Origin of the sequence: Paenibacillus sp. UMB7766-LJ446 (assembly GCF_030226665.1) — a bacterium.
Taxonomy (GTDB): domain Bacteria; phylum Bacillota; class Bacilli; order Paenibacillales; family Paenibacillaceae; genus Paenibacillus; species Paenibacillus vandeheii.
Genome location: NZ_JASOYM010000004.1, coordinates 429,626 through 447,108, shown reverse-complemented (window position 1 = coordinate 447,108; position 17,483 = coordinate 429,626). Strand labels below are relative to the sequence as shown.

The 17,483-nt window shown below is 42.9% G+C and carries 12 protein-coding genes and 1 pseudogene; 1 reads left to right on the top strand and 12 read right to left on the bottom strand.

Going from position 1 to position 17,483, the window contains the following annotated elements; all coding sequences use genetic code 11:
- Window positions 1–11: 11 nt before the first annotated feature.
- The 4 genes from QP794_RS13040 to QP794_RS13025 form a co-directional block, all read right to left on the bottom strand.
- Window positions 12–1,070: a threonine aldolase family protein gene (locus tag QP794_RS13040; RefSeq protein ID WP_079344421.1), complete on the bottom strand. Its 1,059-nt coding sequence runs from the start codon at window positions 1,068–1,070 to the stop codon at window positions 12–14.
- Window positions 1,067–1,501 (bottom strand): MarR family winged helix-turn-helix transcriptional regulator, encoded by a 435-nt coding sequence (locus QP794_RS13035; RefSeq protein ID WP_236703519.1) that lies wholly within the window; start codon window positions 1,499–1,501, stop codon window positions 1,067–1,069. The genes QP794_RS13040 and QP794_RS13035 overlap by 4 nt, the downstream gene beginning before the upstream one ends.
- Before the next feature lie 229 nt (window positions 1,502–1,730).
- Window positions 1,731–3,449, bottom strand: a complete 1,719-nt coding sequence (locus tag QP794_RS13030) for an ABC transporter ATP-binding protein (protein WP_285077097.1) — start codon at window positions 3,447–3,449, stop codon at window positions 1,731–1,733.
- A gap of 2 nt (window positions 3,450–3,451) precedes the next feature.
- Complete coding sequence (locus QP794_RS13025; protein WP_285077095.1) at window positions 3,452–3,820, bottom strand: hypothetical protein; 369 nt, start codon at window positions 3,818–3,820, stop codon at window positions 3,452–3,454.
- Window positions 3,821–4,022: 202 nt separating this feature from the next.
- On the opposite strand from QP794_RS13025, the gene QP794_RS13020 reads away from it, so the two are divergent.
- Complete coding sequence (locus QP794_RS13020) at window positions 4,023–6,122, top strand: serine hydrolase domain-containing protein (protein WP_285077093.1); 2,100 nt, start codon at window positions 4,023–4,025, stop codon at window positions 6,120–6,122.
- A gap of 95 nt (window positions 6,123–6,217) precedes the next feature.
- Here the strand turns inward: QP794_RS13020 and QP794_RS13015 are convergent, their stop codons facing one another.
- The 8 genes and pseudogenes from QP794_RS13015 to QP794_RS12980 all read right to left on the bottom strand — a co-directional run.
- Window positions 6,218–7,159: an alpha/beta hydrolase gene (locus tag QP794_RS13015; protein WP_285077092.1), complete on the bottom strand. Its 942-nt coding sequence runs from the start codon at window positions 7,157–7,159 to the stop codon at window positions 6,218–6,220.
- A 57-nt stretch (window positions 7,160–7,216) separates the two neighbouring features.
- Window positions 7,217–9,346, bottom strand: a complete 2,130-nt coding sequence (locus tag QP794_RS13010; RefSeq protein WP_285077472.1) for a serine hydrolase domain-containing protein — start codon at window positions 9,344–9,346, stop codon at window positions 7,217–7,219.
- 193 nt (window positions 9,347–9,539) lie between these two features.
- Complete coding sequence (locus tag QP794_RS13005) at window positions 9,540–10,901, bottom strand: sensor histidine kinase (RefSeq protein WP_285077089.1); 1,362 nt, start codon at window positions 10,899–10,901, stop codon at window positions 9,540–9,542.
- Complete coding sequence (locus tag QP794_RS13000) at window positions 10,898–11,572, bottom strand: response regulator transcription factor (protein ID WP_024634381.1); 675 nt, start codon at window positions 11,570–11,572, stop codon at window positions 10,898–10,900. Before QP794_RS13000 ends, QP794_RS13005 begins: the two co-directional genes overlap by 4 nt.
- 719 nt (window positions 11,573–12,291) lie before the next feature.
- Window positions 12,292–14,382, bottom strand: a complete 2,091-nt coding sequence (locus QP794_RS12995; protein ID WP_285077086.1) for a serine hydrolase domain-containing protein — start codon at window positions 14,380–14,382, stop codon at window positions 12,292–12,294.
- A 35-nt stretch (window positions 14,383–14,417) separates the two neighbouring features.
- Window positions 14,418–15,872 (bottom strand): alpha/beta hydrolase family protein, encoded by a 1,455-nt coding sequence (locus tag QP794_RS12990; RefSeq protein WP_285077084.1) that lies wholly within the window; start codon window positions 15,870–15,872, stop codon window positions 14,418–14,420.
- A gap of 125 nt (window positions 15,873–15,997) precedes the next feature.
- Window positions 15,998–16,978, bottom strand: a complete 981-nt coding sequence (locus QP794_RS12985) for an alpha/beta hydrolase (protein WP_285077082.1) — start codon at window positions 16,976–16,978, stop codon at window positions 15,998–16,000.
- Window positions 16,979–17,159: 181 nt separating this feature from the next.
- A pseudogene (locus QP794_RS12980) lies at window positions 17,160–17,388 on the bottom strand (alpha/beta fold hydrolase); the annotation flags it as partial.
- Window positions 17,389–17,483 lie beyond the last annotated feature (95 nt).

Genomic DNA, 17,483 nt, shown 5'->3' with positions numbered 1-17,483 from the left:
GATATTAATGATTATACACAAGCTTTTAATTTGTTTAGGCTCTGGGAAATATCACTAATCAATGAATCCACATTTTCCCGCTGAGTTGCCCAACTGGTGCAAAAACGAACGACGCTGTGTGTATCGTCCACCTTTTCCCAGAATGTGAACGAGTAACGGTTCTGTAAGTCCTGAAGCAGGTAATCTGGCAGAATCGGAAATTGCTGATTGGTTGGTGAATCATATAGAAAAGCGATACCTTGCTCCACGAGCGAATCATGAATGAGCATAGCCATGTCCACAGCATGCTGGGATATTTCAAGATAAAGACCATCTTCAAACAGCGTTTCAAACTGAATACCCAGCAATCTGCCTTTAGCGAGCAGGCCACCTTTTTGTTTGATCATATAACGAAAATCTGGCTTCAGCTTGTCATTCAGGATGACTACCGCTTCCCCCATCAATGCTCCGATCTTGGTTCCGCCAATATAGAATACGTCACATAGACGGGCGAGATCAGCGAGAGTCATATCACAATTTCGGGAAGCAAGAGCATACCCTAGGCGCGCCCCATCAATAAAGAACGGGAGGCCGCACTGGCGGCTTACGTCAAATAATGCTTGCAGCTCTGCCTTGCTGTACATCGTACCATTCTCAGTAGGCTGAGATATGTAAACCATTCCGGGCTGGACACAATGTTCCGGAGATCCATCATTGACATGGGCATCATAGACCGCTTTGACCTGATCTGGGGTAATTTTCCCGTCATCGCTTGGCACCGTGATCACTTTGTGACCTGTGGCTTCAATCGCTCCCGTCTCATGGACCGCAATGTGGCCCGAAGTCGCTGCAATCACACCTTGGTATGGACGTAAAGTAGAAGCAATCACCGTTGTATTCGTCTGTGTACCGCCAACCAAAAAATGCACATCCGCCTGTTCATTTTCACAAGCCTGTCGAATAAGACTTCTCGCCCGATCGCAATGGGGATCTGTACCGTAACCGCTCGTTTGTTCCATGTTCGTTGAAATCAGTCTTTGCAAAATACGCTCATGCGCGCCTTCGTTATAATCACATTCAAATCGTATCATCGTCTTGTCTCTCCTGCTCTCTTGTTCAACTTATCCTGAATATTCATCATTGAAGCGTACACTTCTCTGATCTCTTCCTCACCCAAACCATGCATTAATTTTACAATCTGCTGATCCGAACGCTCATTCAATTCACTGTAAAGCTCCTGGCCTTTCTCAGTCAGACGAATCAAACTCACCCGGCTGTCAGCGGCTGAATCCACTTTCATCAACAGCCCTTCTTTGGTCAGTTTGCTCACAATTCGGCTCATGTAGCTGCGGTCAATCGTCAGCGTATCCACCAGGTTGTTCGCAATGCTCTCCCCTTGAATACCAATCTCAATAATGACCCTTGCTTCGGCGAAGGAGTATCCAGTTCCCAGGATATGCTTATCAAGTACACCGAGTATATTGGTATAAAAACGGTTAAAACGCCGCATTTCCGTCAACATATCTGCATTTATTTGCTGAGAGTCGATGTGAAACCCTCCTTTTTAGTGGACATTGTCAACATTATAATAATCAGTTTAGTGGACGTTGTCAACAATATAAATCGTAATGAGCAAGTTAATGCACTTGAATGAGAAGCTTAGCAAAATAAGTCTTTGTAACACACGGATTAACTGGCTAAATGCTCATAATAAAAAACCGCGCAATATGCGCGGTTTTGGCGTTACAACATTATGAATGGCTGTATTGCACCTGATGAAGCCGGCTGTATATGCCTCCGGCAGCGACCAGTTCCTCATGGTTACCCTGCTCTGCAATGCCATCGGCGTTCACAACGATTATCCGATCTGCATTCTTGATCGTGGTCAGTCGGTGTGCAATAACAAGCGTTGTTCTACCCACAGACAGTTCTGCCAAGGACTTCTGAATCAGCGCTTCGGTCTCGGTATCCAGAGCGGACGTCGCTTCGTCCAGGATGAGAATCGGTGGATTTTTCAGGAACATCCGAGCAATAGACAATCGCTGTTTCTGACCTCCGGAAAGTTTGACACCACGTTCACCAATGATCGTATCGATTCCTTCTGGCAAACTAAGAAGCAGCTCTTCCAAAGAAGCGCGACGGGCTGCATCCCAGATCTGCTCGTCCGTTGCCGTTAAATCGCCATAAGCGATATTTTCCTTAATTGTGCCTGAGAAGAGAAAGACATCCTGTTGAACAATACCGATATGTCTGCGCAAAGATTCCAGCTGCACCTCGCGAATATCCATCCCGTCAACGGTGATCCGGCCTTCTTCTACTTCATAGAATCGTGGAAGCAGACTGCAGATCGTCGTTTTACCTGCACCGGAAGGACCAACAAAAGCAACGGTTTCCCCTGGATTGATGGACAGACTGATATTATTCAGAATACGTCGATTCTCCTCATAACCGAACGAGACATTTTCGAAGCGAATATCCCCACGCACGCTTTTTAGTTCAACGGCATTTTTCGCATCCGCGATTTCCGGATCGGTATCAATGATTTCCAGATAACGCTTGAATCCAGCGATGCCCTTCGGGTAACTCTCAATTACAGCATTTATTTTCTCGATCGGACGGAAGAAGATGTTGGATAACAGCAGGAACGCCATGAAATCACCCATATCAATTCTGCCATCGATAAAGAACCAGGCACCGCTGATCATAACGAACACGGTAACCAAACGCATCATCATGTAGCTGACCGATATACTCTTCGCCATCGTTTTATAAGCAAGCAGCTTTGTTTTGCGGAAGTTCTCGTTGTCTACGGAAAAAAGTTTTTTCTCATGCTCTTCGTTAGCAAATGATTGAACGACACGAATTCCGCCTACGTTGTCTTCAATACGGGAATTGAAATTCCCCACATCACCGAAGAGACGCCGATAGGTCTTCGTCATGCGCCCACCAAACACGATAATTACCCAAGCCATGATTGGGATAATGATAAAGGTGATTAGTGCAAGCTCCAAGTTAATGTTCGCCATGAGCCAGAAAGATCCGATTAATGTCATCACTGCGATGAACACATCCTCCGGTCCATGGTGAGCTACCTCGCCAATATCGTTAAGGTCATTGGTCAGATGACCGATCAGATGACCCGTCTTGCGATTATCGAAGAACCGGAAGGAAAGCTTCTGCAAATGAGCGAACATCTTCGAACGCATGTTGGTCTCGATGTTGATGCCAAGCATATGTCCCCAGTAGGTCACGACATAATTCAGGACGGTATTCAGCGCGTAGATCGATAACAGTACAACACAAGCGAGAATAATGAGCGGCCAATCTTGACCTGGCAGCAGATCATTAATGAACTTGCTTACAGCAAGTGGAAATGCCAGCTCCAGTAAACCTGCGATGACTGCACAACCAAAATCAATTAGAAACAGTTTTTTGTAAGGACGATAATACGAGAAAAAACGACGAACCATTCTTATTCACTCTCCAGATCCTGATTAGGGCTATCTTCTTCATTTTGCAATTCAAATAGTTGGATGTACTCATCAATAACCTGATCTATGGCTTTCAGCTCACCACTAATCATTTGGTGAATATTCCGGAACTCCTCCTGACCAAGCTGTCTGGCCAACGTAGCTCTTCGATTCTGCATTTGTTCCAAAAAGACTAGAATTCTCCCACGACGAAACGTTTGTGCCCCATTCCCCCGTTTTCCGTGATGCTCTCCATGCCCTCTTCCACGTCTGGAACGTTCGCCCTGTTGCTCATCTTCCCCGCGGCCGCGTCTGGAACGCTCTCCATGACGCTCCGTTTTCTCATTCTCATTGATATGTCTTTCTCTCATTTGTGAAGCACCTCCATTTTCGGATTGTATACATATGTATACAATCTTATTATGTATACGATTGTATACGTGCAAAATCATTCTGTCAACCCGTATTTTTCCAGTTCATTCCGGGTCAATTCATATTCAGTTCACCGTCCTAGAGTACACTAACTTACGTACCACCACAGAGATTCCCAATTCACAGATAAGACAGGAGAAGATGAGATTGACACTGAAAAAAAGAACTTCATTTGCCGCCGTAAGCCTGGTGTTAACGATGTTGGTCCCAATGTCTGCTTTCGCCGCACCGGCAACCTTGAGCAGCAGTAATCTTACGTATGAGACAACGAAAAAAGCAGTAATGGAGAAAGCCAAGATCCTTACCGAAACTTACGGTACAACAAGTGTGCAGTTCGCACTCATGGACGAGGGAAAGATCGTGATCTCCGGACAAGCAGGCAAAAACGACCCGGAGGACCGTATCCCCCTCTCTTCTAATACGATGTATGGAATCGGTTCAACCAGTAAAGTAATACTTACAGCCGCAGTAATGAAGCTGGTTGACGAAGGCAAGATTAATTTGGATCTGCCGGTTGTACACTATATCCCGGAGTTCAAAATGAAGGACAAACGTTACACCCAAATCACACCACACATGCTGCTGAACCATTCATCCGGGATTCTCGGAACCTCAAGCAGTAGTGCAATACTGTATGGAGACAATGACACCTATGCACATGATTCGTTATTGGATCAATTGGCAGAGCAAAATCTGAAGGCTGATCCAGGAGCCTATTCGGTATATAGTAATGATGGCTTTACCTTAGCCGAAATTCTGGTCGAGAAGATCAGCGGTATGAGCTTTAGCCATTTCATCCATCAGAATTTCACCGAGCCCTTGGGCATGAACCACACCAAAACGCCCCAGGATCTGGTTGACCCTGACCAAATGGCAGTAACTTATTCTCAGTTGCACAAGGAAGAACTCCCATTAGAGAATACAAACATGATTGGCTCTGGAGGTATTTACTCTACCGCTGAAGACTTGGTCACATTTTCACAAATCTTTACGGGAGAGGTCAAAGGCATTCTTTCTAGTGATTCGGCAAAAGCCATGACGCAAGAAGAATACAAAAGGGGCATGTGGCCAGAGGACAGCGACTCATCTATTTCGTACGGGTTAGGGTGGGATAGTGTGAACTTGTTCCCATTTAACCAATACGGCATCCAGGCGGTTACCAAAGGTGGGAATACGATTGCCTATCATTCGTCATTAATTGTACTTCCAGAATACAACATGGCAGCCGCTGTTACCTCCTCAGGAGGTTCAAGCACAACTGATCAATTGATTGCGAGTGAATTGTTGCTCAGCGCACTTGAGGAAAAAGATATTATTAAAGAACGGAAAGCGGAAAAATCGTTTGGCGTACCTGTAAAAGCATCCATGCCGAAGAAACTAACGCAGTATGCAGGCATTTATGGGGCTGTCGGTAGCTCGTTACTGAAAGTAGAAGTGAATGATGAAGGGCAATTAACGATGACCATGCTTTCTTCTCCGAACAATACGGAACAAAAGTATACGTATACCGCAGATGGTTCTTTTGTTAACGAGCAAGGGACAGAAAAGTTGAAATTCGCCCAAGGGGATAATGGGAATACATACCTGTGGTCCCGTTCGTATCAGTCTGTGCCAGGGCTTGGACAGATCGCCTCCTCGGAATACAAGGCAGAAAAGCTCGAACCCAATACATTACCCGAAGATGTAACAGCCGCTTGGAAGCAGCGCGAAGGCCACATTTATTATCTGGTGAATGAGAAATACACCTCAACTGTATATGACAGTGCAACGCCGATCATCCCCATTCATATGTTTAATGAGATACCCGGTTATGTGTATACCAATAAAATTATTGATGCAAACCTGGCCGTGAACCAACTGCAAATTCCAGGTTTGGCTGGACGGGATACGATGGAGTATGCGTTCTTCGAGAAAAACGGCGTGGAATACGTGGCAGCAGGAGGAAAGGTATACGTCAGTCAAGAACTTGTGAGACCACTCTATTCGGGAAAACAATCAGAGACATCGATTCAAACGAATGGTTATGCGACATGGTATTCGGTCCCCGCAGCCGCTGCAGGTAAAGTGATGACGGTGAAGATGCCTTTCAAAGGTGCTTTCACTGTATATGACCAGGCTGGTATCAGCACGAATCATACCGTGGTCAGTGGTGAGAATGAAGTTGCATTACCTGTGAATGGTACGATTGTATTTGCCGGTGAAGCAGGTTCAAGGTTCGAAATTTCGTTAACAGATAAATAATAATAAATATGAAAAATAAATACGCCCGTTCCCCGGTGTTCAACTGGGGACGGGCGTTTCTCTCTTTCTGAAATCAATTTTGATAGGTACCAAGTTTATTTTACTTCATTCATAAACTTCCTGAAGTTTTCGGCTATTTCTTTGGATCGGGTGTGATGCAAATAATGTTCTCCCTCAAATGTCATCACTTTTCCATGCACAGAATCTTTGACTTGCTCTTCATGCAAAGGGATCCAGCCTTCCGTTTCGGTATCATTCGCTTGTAAGAAGAAAATCACAGGAAGATTTTTGGGGAAGGACAAGTTCTCCGTTGCTTTGAAATTAGGACCAAAGTTTTCGCCTTCATTCAGGTTGTTCGGATTAAACGTATTTTTGAGTGAAAGGATTCTAATTTGCTCTCTTGTTTCATCATCAACATCGGGTGCAATCAGTTGATCAGGGGCCAGTTTCATTAACAATCGGTAGAATCCGGATTTTTTAAGCAGTTTGTACGTTTCGGTTGGGAATGGATCATCATTACCTCCCTGCGTTGGTACGCTGCTATCAATCCCGACAAAGGCACTTACTTCGTTTGGATATTTGTTCACATAGTCCAGTCCGTAAATTCCTGAAATGGAGTGACCCATGAGCGTGTAACGATGAATATTAAGCTGCTGTAACGCTTCATGAATTTCACTAACCATATTTTCAGTGGTACGTTCTTTTTCAGTAATGTCACTTAATCCATAACCAAAAGGCTCAATGACAACGACTTTGTAAAATGGTGATAACTCATCGATGAGCGGTTTGAAATCAAGGGCTGGAGCTGGTGTTCCGTATCCGGGAAGTAATACGACCGTTTCTTCGCCTTTTCCTTGAATCAACACGTTCATGTTTTTCCCGTCAACCGCTACAAACTGACCATAGGGTTTTATTTTACCTTCCTCTGATTTGTTGCTAAATACATTAACAATAAAAACGGTGGCAATAAATAATGCAAAAGCGATAACGATGGCTCCGAATATTTTGAGCAAAATGATTAATATTTTTTTCATCATGATGGTTCTCTCCTGTTGAGTTCGTTTGTTGTACAGCCGTTCCGAGATCTATTCATTTTACTTTTTTAATGTAATTTCAAATTGAGAACCAGCCTCACCTGCAAATACAATACGACCGTTTTCTGGTAGAACAACAAAATTCTTACCGCTTACTACACTGTGATTAATACAAATTCCGTTCTGATCATAGATAGCAAAGGCTCCTTTTGCAGGTAACTTCACTGTCATGACTTTTCCTTTCGCAGTAGCGGGTACCGAAAACCATTTGGCATATCCATCTGCTTGAATGGTTGTTGCGGATTGTTTACCGGAATAGATTGGTTTTACCAATCCCTCACTGGCGAATACATAACCTGAAAATGTAAGATACTCTCCTCCGTTCTTTTTGGAGAAATGAATGTCCATCGGTTCTCGTCCGGCACTACCCGGAATCTGCAATTGATTGGCTGCTTCGCCTGCTCCAATAATTTTATTATTGGACATATACCCTGGATTCTCTTTATTCAATTGAATAGGCAGGATCGATGTAGCATTAAGATAAAGCATTGATGTGTATTTCGCATTCACCAGATAATATTTTTTACCATCACGCTTTGCCCATGCAGCGTTAATCTCCTTGGGTAATGTATTGGCTTTGAGCTTCTCCGCATTATATTCTGAGAGAGCCACCTGTCCGAGTCCTGGAACGGAGATATAAGATCGAGACCACAGGTAGGTATTCCCATTTTTCTCCACAACGAATTTCAACTTTTCTGTACCATCATCACTCACAAAAGTACCATCTGATGTATAGGTGTATTCTTGAACCGGATTACTTGGAGCCGTGAGAGAGGAGAGCGTCATTTGTCCTGCCTTATTTATTTTGATCTTCGTAACTGAATTATTGCCACCATAATTCCCTGCAAACTTGGAGATTTCTTTAGGCATATCAGCCTTCACAGGTACACCAAATGATTTTTCCGGTTTCCGTTCTTTAATAATGCCCTTTTCTTCAAGTGCGCTAAGTAATAACTCACTCGCAATGAATTGATTGGTTATGCTTGCTCCGCCTGAAGAGATCACGGCTGCAGCCATGTTGTATTCCGGAAGTACGACGAGTGAAGAATGATAAGATAACGTATCTCCACCTTTCGTAACAGCCTTGATGCCGTAGTCACTGAATGGGAACAAGTCCACACTATCCCACCCTAATCCGTAAGACATAGAAGAATCACTATCCTCTGGCCACATGCCTCTTCTGTATTCTTTTTGCTCCATGGCTTCTACCGACTTGTTGGAAAGAATCCCTTTGACCTCTCCTGTGAAGATTTGCGAAAATTTCACCAGATCCTTAGCGGTGGAATATAAGCCTCCTGAAGCTATGATATTATAATTCTCGCGTGGAAGCTGCCCCTTATACACAGGAGAGTAGATTCCCGCCATTTCTCCCGTATTAACTATATCCTGTGGTGTTTTGGTATGATTCATTTTCAGAGGCTCTGTAAAATTTTTGTGTATAAATGCCGTAAAGCTCATACCAGTGACTCTCTCAACCAGAATTTCAGCTAATGTAAATCCATCGTTAGAGTACACCGAATACGCACCTGGCTTTGCCATCAGATTCTGGGTCGCCAATTGATCCAAAAAGGTATCATGTGCATAGGTATCATTGTCCCCATACAGTATAGCACTACCGACAGAGGTTCCGAAAAGCCCTGCCGAATGATTCAGCAACATACGGGGTGTAATCTGTTTGTATCGTTTATCTTTCATTGTAAAATCAGGCATATAGTTCACAACAGGCACATCCAAATCGATCTTGCCTTCATCAACCAGCTTCATTACAGCGGCTGTAAGCATCATTTTACTGGTTGAACCAATGCCATAGATTGTGTTCGAAGTAAGAGGTACCTTGTCGTTTAGATCGTTCTTGCCCGTTTGACCGGACACCGTAATCTCTCCACCATCAATGAGCGCATATTGCAGACTCGTCGTACCGTACGTTTCAGTCAGCAACTTAGCTTTTTCGATTACGGTTTTCTTTGTTGTCTCATACGTAAGGTTAATGCTGTTATTCATGGCAGCCGGTGCGGCCATTGCAGACATTGGGGCAAGTATCGTCAGCATGAGAGTCACAGCAGCTATAGTATTTCTCTTTCTTGCTCTCCTCACACTCATCTTCAGTTTTGTTACCTCTCTTGGTTTCATTCTTGCATCTACTCCTGTCTTCATCATTGTGTTAAGCCACCATAACGTGGGCGCTAAAGACAATATAACAAACCAAGATGTCCCCCTAATGACTACAGCATGAACGGAGGATGAACAGGCAAAAAAGTTTGCATCATCATACGCAAGGAGGTTTATACAGCGTGTCATAGCCTAGAGAAGGCATGAAATCCAATCACTCTGTGGGTGTTGTGATTGGCAAGATGACTATGAAGGTCGTTCCTCGTCCATATTCGCTCTCCACCCGGATGTCCCCTTGATGAAGCGAGACGATCTGCTTTACAATAGCTAGTCCCATACCGCTTCCTTCATATTTTTGACTGTGGGAACGATCAGCTTTAAAGAAGCGGTCAAATATACGCTTTTGGTCTTCCGGGAGAATACCAATACCCGAATCCGATATGCAGATCGTCACGTTCTTGATATTCTGTTTGATCCTGATGCTAATTCGGGCACCCTCTTCGGAAAATTTGATCGCATTGCCGAAGATATTGATCCACACCTGATTTAACTGGTCATGATCGGCCGTGATTTTAGCGGGCTGCAAATCAAGATCGAACTGAATGTTACGGGCCGACCATTGGGGTTGAATAGCGACGATTACTCGTCTGATCTGTTCATCCAGACTGAGCGTGGCAAGTCGCATTTGCAATGACTGAGATTCGAGCAAACTCAGCTTTAGCAGACTATCACTTATTTTGGACATCCGTGCAGTCTCAGTGATGATAATGTCGAGATAAGAGCTTCGTTCGTCATCCGGGATGTCTACCTGCTTGAGCGCTATAGCAAAACCGGAAATGGAAGTGAGTGGAGACTGAACTTCATGGGACACGTTTGCTACGAATTCCCTGCGCATCTGCTCAAGCTGTTGTAGATCGTGCATCATTTCTTCGAAGCTGCGAGCCAAAGTACCTATCTCACCCTTTTGTTTAATATTAAGCTTGACGCTGAAATCTCCAGCAGCTATAAGCCGGGTCGCTTCTGTCAATTTTTTGATCGGTCTTACCAGAAAAATAGCCGCAATTAGTATCAATAGGCTTCCTGCTAACAACGAACAAATCAAAAAGGTTACAACAAACTTGATAAGAAATGAGGTGGAAGAGGAAGTGAGGGGCTCTACAAACATTGCTATGCTTCCCATTTCAGTTTTTATCGGCAATCCCAAGAAGATCGTATCGATTCCATTAACTTGGACTCTTCCTCCATCCAGCACTTTCTTCACTTGTTCTGTAGTCACTAGAAAAGGATGTTGTCCTTTAAGTTCTCCATAGGATTGAAACTGACCCGTTGCTTTATAGATTCGAATGTGGTAAGAGTTGAGTTGTTTCATTTCACTTATAAACATTTCTGCTTCGCGTAGAGGCAATGTCTCGTAGATGCGGACGATATCCTGGCCAAAGTCAAGCAAGGAGCCTTGTAAGTTTTCGTTTAATTTATCTTGAAATATCCAGGTTGTAGCAAGAAAAGAAAGGATTGTGCCCCCGATCACGGAGACCAGAAAGGTCAGGACTACACGTGTATAGAGGGAGCCGGTCACTCCTGCACCTCTAGCCGGTAGCCAAGTCCCCGCACCGTTTCGATACGAAAATCGGAGATATCGGCAAAACGTTCGCGTAGACGTTTAATATGCACGTCTATCGTTCGATCATCGCCAGTATAATTAATTCCCCAAACTTGATCGATTAATTGCTCCCGCGTATAGACTTGTCCCGGTAATCCAGCAAGTTTATACAATAATTCGAACTCTTTAAGCGGCAAGGTGAACGACTCTGTACCCCTCAGGACCTTATAAGTCTGCCGGTTCAGAATAACGTTTCCTAATTGGATGGTCTGCGTTAAACCTATACGGTATCGTTTCAACAGTGCCTTGACGCGAGCCATCAACTCAAGCGGATCGAATGGCTTCGTCATATAGTCATCTGTCCCGAGCTGAAATGCTTGTACTTTCTCCCAGGTCTCGTTTCTTGCCGTCAACATTAGTAACGGAAGATCCGGATTGGCTCTTCGAAGTTCCTCGCATAATGCCCAACCGTCCATGACTGGCATCATAATATCAAGAATAACCAAATCGACTGGCGTGGAGGTATAGATAGCCAGGGCTTCCTTTCCGTCTACGGCGTTGATGGTTGTAAATCCGTCGTTGCGCAAAAATAAACAGACGAGTTTGCGAATGTTCGCATCGTCGTCAGCAACTAATATCGTAGGCATCGTTTCCACTCTCCTAAAAAAGAATAATTCTTCAGTTGAGCAAGAGCGAAGAATTCTAAATCATGCTACCTCATTGGTTGAAATCACTCTGTTCTACTATAAATACATCTTCTTCTTTGCATAATTCCATAAACAAGTCCCGCTGCTCCCATATATATCCTGAGTCGGCGTTGCAAGCTGCATCGCCTTCTCTCTTTGTATAATGCCCCTTTTCCGTTCTCTTTTCTATCACTATATGAACCTCAAAGATAAACTCCTTATAACACACGTACTTCTTTCTAACAGAAGTGACAAACTAATTATAGTTAAATTGAACAAAAGCAGCCGATTACTTTGATCGGCTGCCTTCTTAGTTTCGTTAAATTAACGTATCATGTTAGCTCAATCATATTAACTCTGAGATAAACATTGGTGCAAAGTGCATCCTTAGTGATATCCTCTTTGCTTGAAGCGTAATAAATACCCCCCTATACCTTCCTTTCATAAAACTAACTACGGCACAACATCTATTTTAAACTCCCCTATTTCCATGGTTTTGCAATCCTCAGGAAGCAATCACATGTGAGAATTTATGATATAGCGTTAACCTGCCCCTTAGCTTAACCGTAAGACAGTCAACTATTTAGCCGGCTGTCTACTTAAAGGGGATAATACCATTCTGCAACTTTTTTCTGTTCATGTTCTTGCTACCTTCAGCATGCTACCTTACTAGAATTCATCTATTTCAATGAAATTTCAAATGTGGAATCCACGTCACCTGCAAATACAATGCGGCCGTTTTCTGGTAAAATAACCTCATTCTTACCGCTAACCACGGTGTGATTAATACATACACCCTTTTGATCATATACGGCGAAAGCGCCATTTTCAGGCATTTTTACCGTCATGACTTTTCCTTTCACCGTTGCGGGTACAGAATACCATTTGGCATAACCGTCTGCTTGAATCGTAGTTACAGATTGTTTGCCCGAATAGAGTGGTTGTACAATTTCCTCACTGGCGTATACGCTACCTAAGGCTGTAATGTACTCTACTCCGTTCTTTTGAGAGAAATAAATTTCCTTTGTATCACGTCCAGCCATGCCAGGGATTTGCAGCTCTGTAACTGCTTCATTTGCTCCAATAATCTTATTATTGGACATGTACCCTGGCGTCTCTTTATTCGAGTTGATCGGAATGATTGGTGATGAATTGAGATAAACCGTTGATGTATATTTCTGATTTACCACGTAATATCTTTTACCTTCACGCTTCTCCCACGAAGCCGTAATATCCTGGGACAATTCATTGGCTTCCAGCTTCTCCGCTGTATATTCTGAGAAAGCCAACTGTCCGAGTCCTGGCAACGATATATAAGATCGAGACCACAGATACGTCCTTCCATTCTTCTCCGTAACAAATTTCAACTTTTCTGTGCCTTCTTTGTTAACAAAAGTGCCATCCGCTGTATATGTGTATTCTTGAACCGGATTATTCGGAGCTGTGAGTACAGATACAGTCATTTGTCCAGCATGATTCATTTCAATCTTTTTAACTGAATTATTGCCGCCATATATACCGGCATACGTGGATATTTCTTTGGGTATCTCTGCCTTCACTGGCACGCCAAATGATTTTTCAGGCTTACGTTCTGTAATGATGCCCTTTTCCTCAAGTGCGCTGAGCAATAATTCACTTGCAATGAACTGATCTTTGGCACTTGTCCCACCAGATGAAGTAACGGCTGCAGCCAAATTGTATTCAGGCAGTACGACTAATGAGGAGTGATACGATATGGTATCTCCACCTTTGGTAACGGCCTTGATGCCGTATTCACTGAATGGGAACAAGTTCACACTATCCCACCCTAGCCCGTAAGATATAGACGAATCACTATCCTCCGGCCACATGCCTCTTTTGTATTCTTCTTGCTCCATGGCCTCTATCGACTTACTGGAAAGAATGCCTTCGACCTCTCCCGTGAAGATTTGTGAAAATTTTACCAGATCTTCAGCGGTGGAATAAATGCCTCCAGTAGCGATGATATTATAATTCTCTTGGGGAAGCTGACCGTCAACCAAAGGAGAATAGATTCCAGCCATATCTGTTGGGTCAACGATATCCTGTGGTGTTTTGGTATGCTTCATGTCCAGAGGCTTCGTAAAATAGTGGTGTATAAAAGCCGTAAAGCTCAAGCCGCTAACACGTTCAACCATAATCTCGGCTAACGTAAAGCCGTCGTTACTATACACCGAGTATGCGCCGGGATCTGCCTTCAGGTTTTGGTTCGCCAATTGCTCCAGAAAGTTATCATGTGAATACGTATCATTATCTCCGTACAATGTGGCATTGCTGCCAGTACTGCCAAGCAGACCGGAAGAATGATTTAACAGCATTCGCGGTGTGATTTGTGTGTAGCGATGATCTTTCATTTTAAAGTCAGGGATATAGTTCACAACAGGCACATCCAAATCAATCTTGCCTTCGTCAACCAGCTTCATTACAGCAGTGGTAAGTACCATTTTACTGGTTGAACCAATACCATAGATCGTATTCGAAGTAAGCGGGATCTTGTTATTTATATCGTTTTTGCCCGTTTGACCGGACACCACAATCTCTCCACCATCGATTAATGCATATTGCACACTGGTCGTACCGTACGTCTCGGTAAGGATCTTGGCTTTCTCCGCTACTGTTTTCTTGGTTGGTTCATACAAAAGATTGCTCCTGTTATCGGCAGCTGGTGTGGCCATTACTGACATCGGAGCTAACATCGTTAACACCAGGGTTAACGCAGCGATTGAATTTCTTTTTCCCTTTTGTCGTCCCATTCACATCATCTCCTGAGTTTAAATGTTGTGGTTGATTAGAGTTCTTCCGGGTCTATAAATTTCACCTCTGGATACATGTCGCTCGGTCCCTGAATCAGATTTCCACCCGTTCCTTTCAATTGTTTATTAAAGAAATCAAGTACATATTGATTAACAATGTTTGATCCTCTTTTACCATTGATATCTCCTGTTATCCCCGACAGTTTAATCAACTCCGAATAGAATTGAAGGTCCGTGAAATTGAAGTGCTGCGTTCCTTCTACATAAATCACATTTCCCCCATGTTCGATAACATTTTTCATAATGTGCAGCTCATCTGAGAGAAATTTATTGACTTCATTATCCGAATTTCTATCATTTTCAAAATTGACTAACCAGTCTTTAAAACCTCCCGATCGGATGAACATAAACGGCTTGTTTATATCATCTCTGTTTTCCACTTCATTTAGTGACCCGTCCATATTGACCCCGGCCTTGATTCGATGATCTAAATACGTTGCATTAAATGCGGTTGCACCCCCAAAAGAATGCCCCATCACGCCTATGTTTTTTAAATCGATCTTCCCTTTAAATTGACTTTCAATTGCACCTGAATTCAGCTTTTCAATTTGATCGATTACAAACTCCACATCTTTTGTCCATATTTTCCCGATTTTTGTACGATCATCTATGGTTGTCATCTTTGTTTTATAGCCCGTTACACGGCCATCCGGAAAAAGGGTAGCAAAGGTGCTGTACGTATGATCGATTGTTACTACGATAAACCCATGACTGGCCAGACTCTCCGCCTGTGATGCTTGTAGAATTCTACTGGTTCCCATACCATGAGATAGCAGTACCACGGGATAAGGACTTGTGGAAGGTAATATTTCTACATTTTCATAAGAGTTGGTTTGACTATACTTCAAGTAGTCGAGCAAAAATTCGGGCAGTTTTAAAGAAGCAGAGAAGCTCTGAATATACTTTTTGAACATTTCTTTATTATTTGGAAACAGCGTGTCACGCTTGTTGTTATTCATGTTCTCAGTAGGATACCAGACTTGAACCATTAGTTCCCTCTTGTCGCTTTGATCTTCAGTTAAGACTTCGTCTCTGTTCTGGTCCGTAAAATGAAAGGTTTGAGTACCCACTTTCTCTGGACCATCCGGCTTCGGCAAATTAAAGACAGGTAAGTATACAGACAAGGCAGTAGAAGCAACCAGCAGAATGACAATTAGGGAAGATAAACTATATTTCAACAGCTTTCCTATTTTTAGATTGATCATCTTTTCGGAATGTCTGAGTAAAACAATAAGTATGAATAGAGCCGTCATGATATATACCACAAGCAACTGCCATCTATATCCCTCAACCAACAATTGAACTACGAGTATAACGCTACTTCCGATCCCCAAACCCAATCCTGTTTTCTTTGCACTTCTTTTAATAAACAATAGATCTACGAGTAAAGCGAAACAGGATAAAACTAAAAGTATTTCAAATAATCTCATTTGTATCACTCTCTTTCATTACGTATCAGCCAAATTGGTCATACTATGAAAAACCGCCCTGAGGACGGTTTTTCATATTTAATTAATGCACATCTGTGAATTTACATTAGACTTTTACAGGATATTTACTTCGCTTCGTTCAGGAATGCTCTAACATCTTCAGCTATTTCTTTAGATAACGTATGGTGCAAGTAATGCTCGCCATCCATTGTTATTACTTTTCCATGTACCGAGTCTTTGATCTGTCCTTCGTGCAAAGGTATCCATCCTTCTACACCTTCATTATTCTCTTGAATAAGGAGCAGAAGTGGAAGGTCTTTAGGGAAGGTTAGTCCTTGAGCCCCTTTGAAATTGGAAGAAATATGGTCCATCTCATTCAACATCGTGGAACTATTCGAGTTTTTATTCGACAGCATTTCCATCTGCTCTACGGTGTGCTCATCAAATGGGAGTCCAACATAAGGCCCTTCACCAAATTTGACCACTAATCTTTGGAGACCTGATTTTTTAAGGAATCCGAACATTTTTGTAGGTAATTTGGCATCCATACCCGGTTGTGTTGAAACACTGCTATCGATTCCGACAAATGCCGTCACCTCGTTTGGATATTTGTTCACATAATCAATGCCGTAAATGCCTGCAATGGAGTGGCCCATAAGGATATACTCGTTAATGTTAAGCTGTTGTAAAGCTTCATGAACTTCACTTACGATATTTTCTGCCGTTCGTTCTTTTTCAGTTCCATCACTTAATCCATAACCAAATGGCTCAACCGCTACAACTTTGTAATATGGAGATAGCTCATCGATAAGCAGCTTAAAATCAAGTGCTGGTGCAGCTGTTCCATAGCCTGGCAGAAGCACGATCGTTTCCTTGCCTTCGCCTTGAATGAACACATTCATATTTTTCCCGTCTACAGATACGTGTTGGCCGTAAGTCTCTATCTTTTTCGCCTCTGAATTAGTACTGATCACATTCGTGATATAAACAATACCTAGAAACAAAACAATCGCGATTACGATTGCTCCTAGTATTTTAAGTATCATGTTTCGTACTTTCTTGGCCTTCGATCCATTCTTAGCTTTCTTTTCTTCTGGTTGTGTCACTCTCATCTTCTCCTGTCTTGAACTGTTGGTTAGGCTTGCTTCATTGCCATTAATGAAATCTTAACTAATGAAAATGTACTCTCCGTGACGTCAATATGAACTGAATATGAACAAGCAAATAAATTAATAATTACGGTGACGTCATTGGCGGATAAATTCCGTGAACACATTATTGGATTTCCTTCATAAATTCCCGAAATGGAATGACCCATAAGGATATAACGCTCGATATGGAGACTCTGTAAAGCTTCATGAATTTCACTTACGATATTTGCCGTACTGCGTTACTTTTCGGTCTGATCACTCAATCCAGGCTCAACCACGACCACTTTATAATATGGAGTCAGCTCTGAGATAAGCGGCTTAAAATCTAGTGCTGGTACGGCTGTTTCATAACTGGGTAGAATCACGACGGGTTAATATCCTCTTCCATTTTATTCCACCATTTTCTTCTCTCTTTCTTGTGTCACATACATCTGCTCCTGTCCTCATCTGGTTAATGGCC

Coding starts and splice junctions, on each gene's coding strand:
- QP794_RS13040 (WP_079344421.1), bottom strand. CDS start 1,070: ATGATACGATTTGAATGTGATTATAACGAAGGCGCGCATGAGCGTATT.
- QP794_RS13035 (WP_236703519.1), bottom strand. CDS start 1,501: ATGTTGACGGAAATGCGGCGTTTTAACCGTTTTTATACCAATATACTC.
- QP794_RS13030 (WP_285077097.1), bottom strand. CDS start 3,449: ATGGTTCGTCGTTTTTTCTCGTATTATCGTCCTTACAAAAAACTGTTT.
- QP794_RS13025 (WP_285077095.1), bottom strand. CDS start 3,820: ATGAGAGAAAGACATATCAATGAGAATGAGAAAACGGAGCGTCATGGA.
- QP794_RS13020 (WP_285077093.1), top strand. CDS start 4,023: ATGAGATTGACACTGAAAAAAAGAACTTCATTTGCCGCCGTAAGCCTG.
- QP794_RS13015 (WP_285077092.1), bottom strand. CDS start 7,159: ATGATGAAAAAAATATTAATCATTTTGCTCAAAATATTCGGAGCCATC.
- QP794_RS13010 (WP_285077472.1), bottom strand. CDS start 9,346: ATGAAACCAAGAGAGGTAACAAAACTGAAGATGAGTGTGAGGAGAGCA.
- QP794_RS13000 (WP_024634381.1), bottom strand. CDS start 11,572: ATGCCTACGATATTAGTTGCTGACGACGATGCGAACATTCGCAAACTC.
- QP794_RS12995 (WP_285077086.1), bottom strand. CDS start 14,382: ATGGGACGACAAAAGGGAAAAAGAAATTCAATCGCTGCGTTAACCCTG.
- QP794_RS12990 (WP_285077084.1), bottom strand. CDS start 15,872: ATGAGATTATTTGAAATACTTTTAGTTTTATCCTGTTTCGCTTTACTC.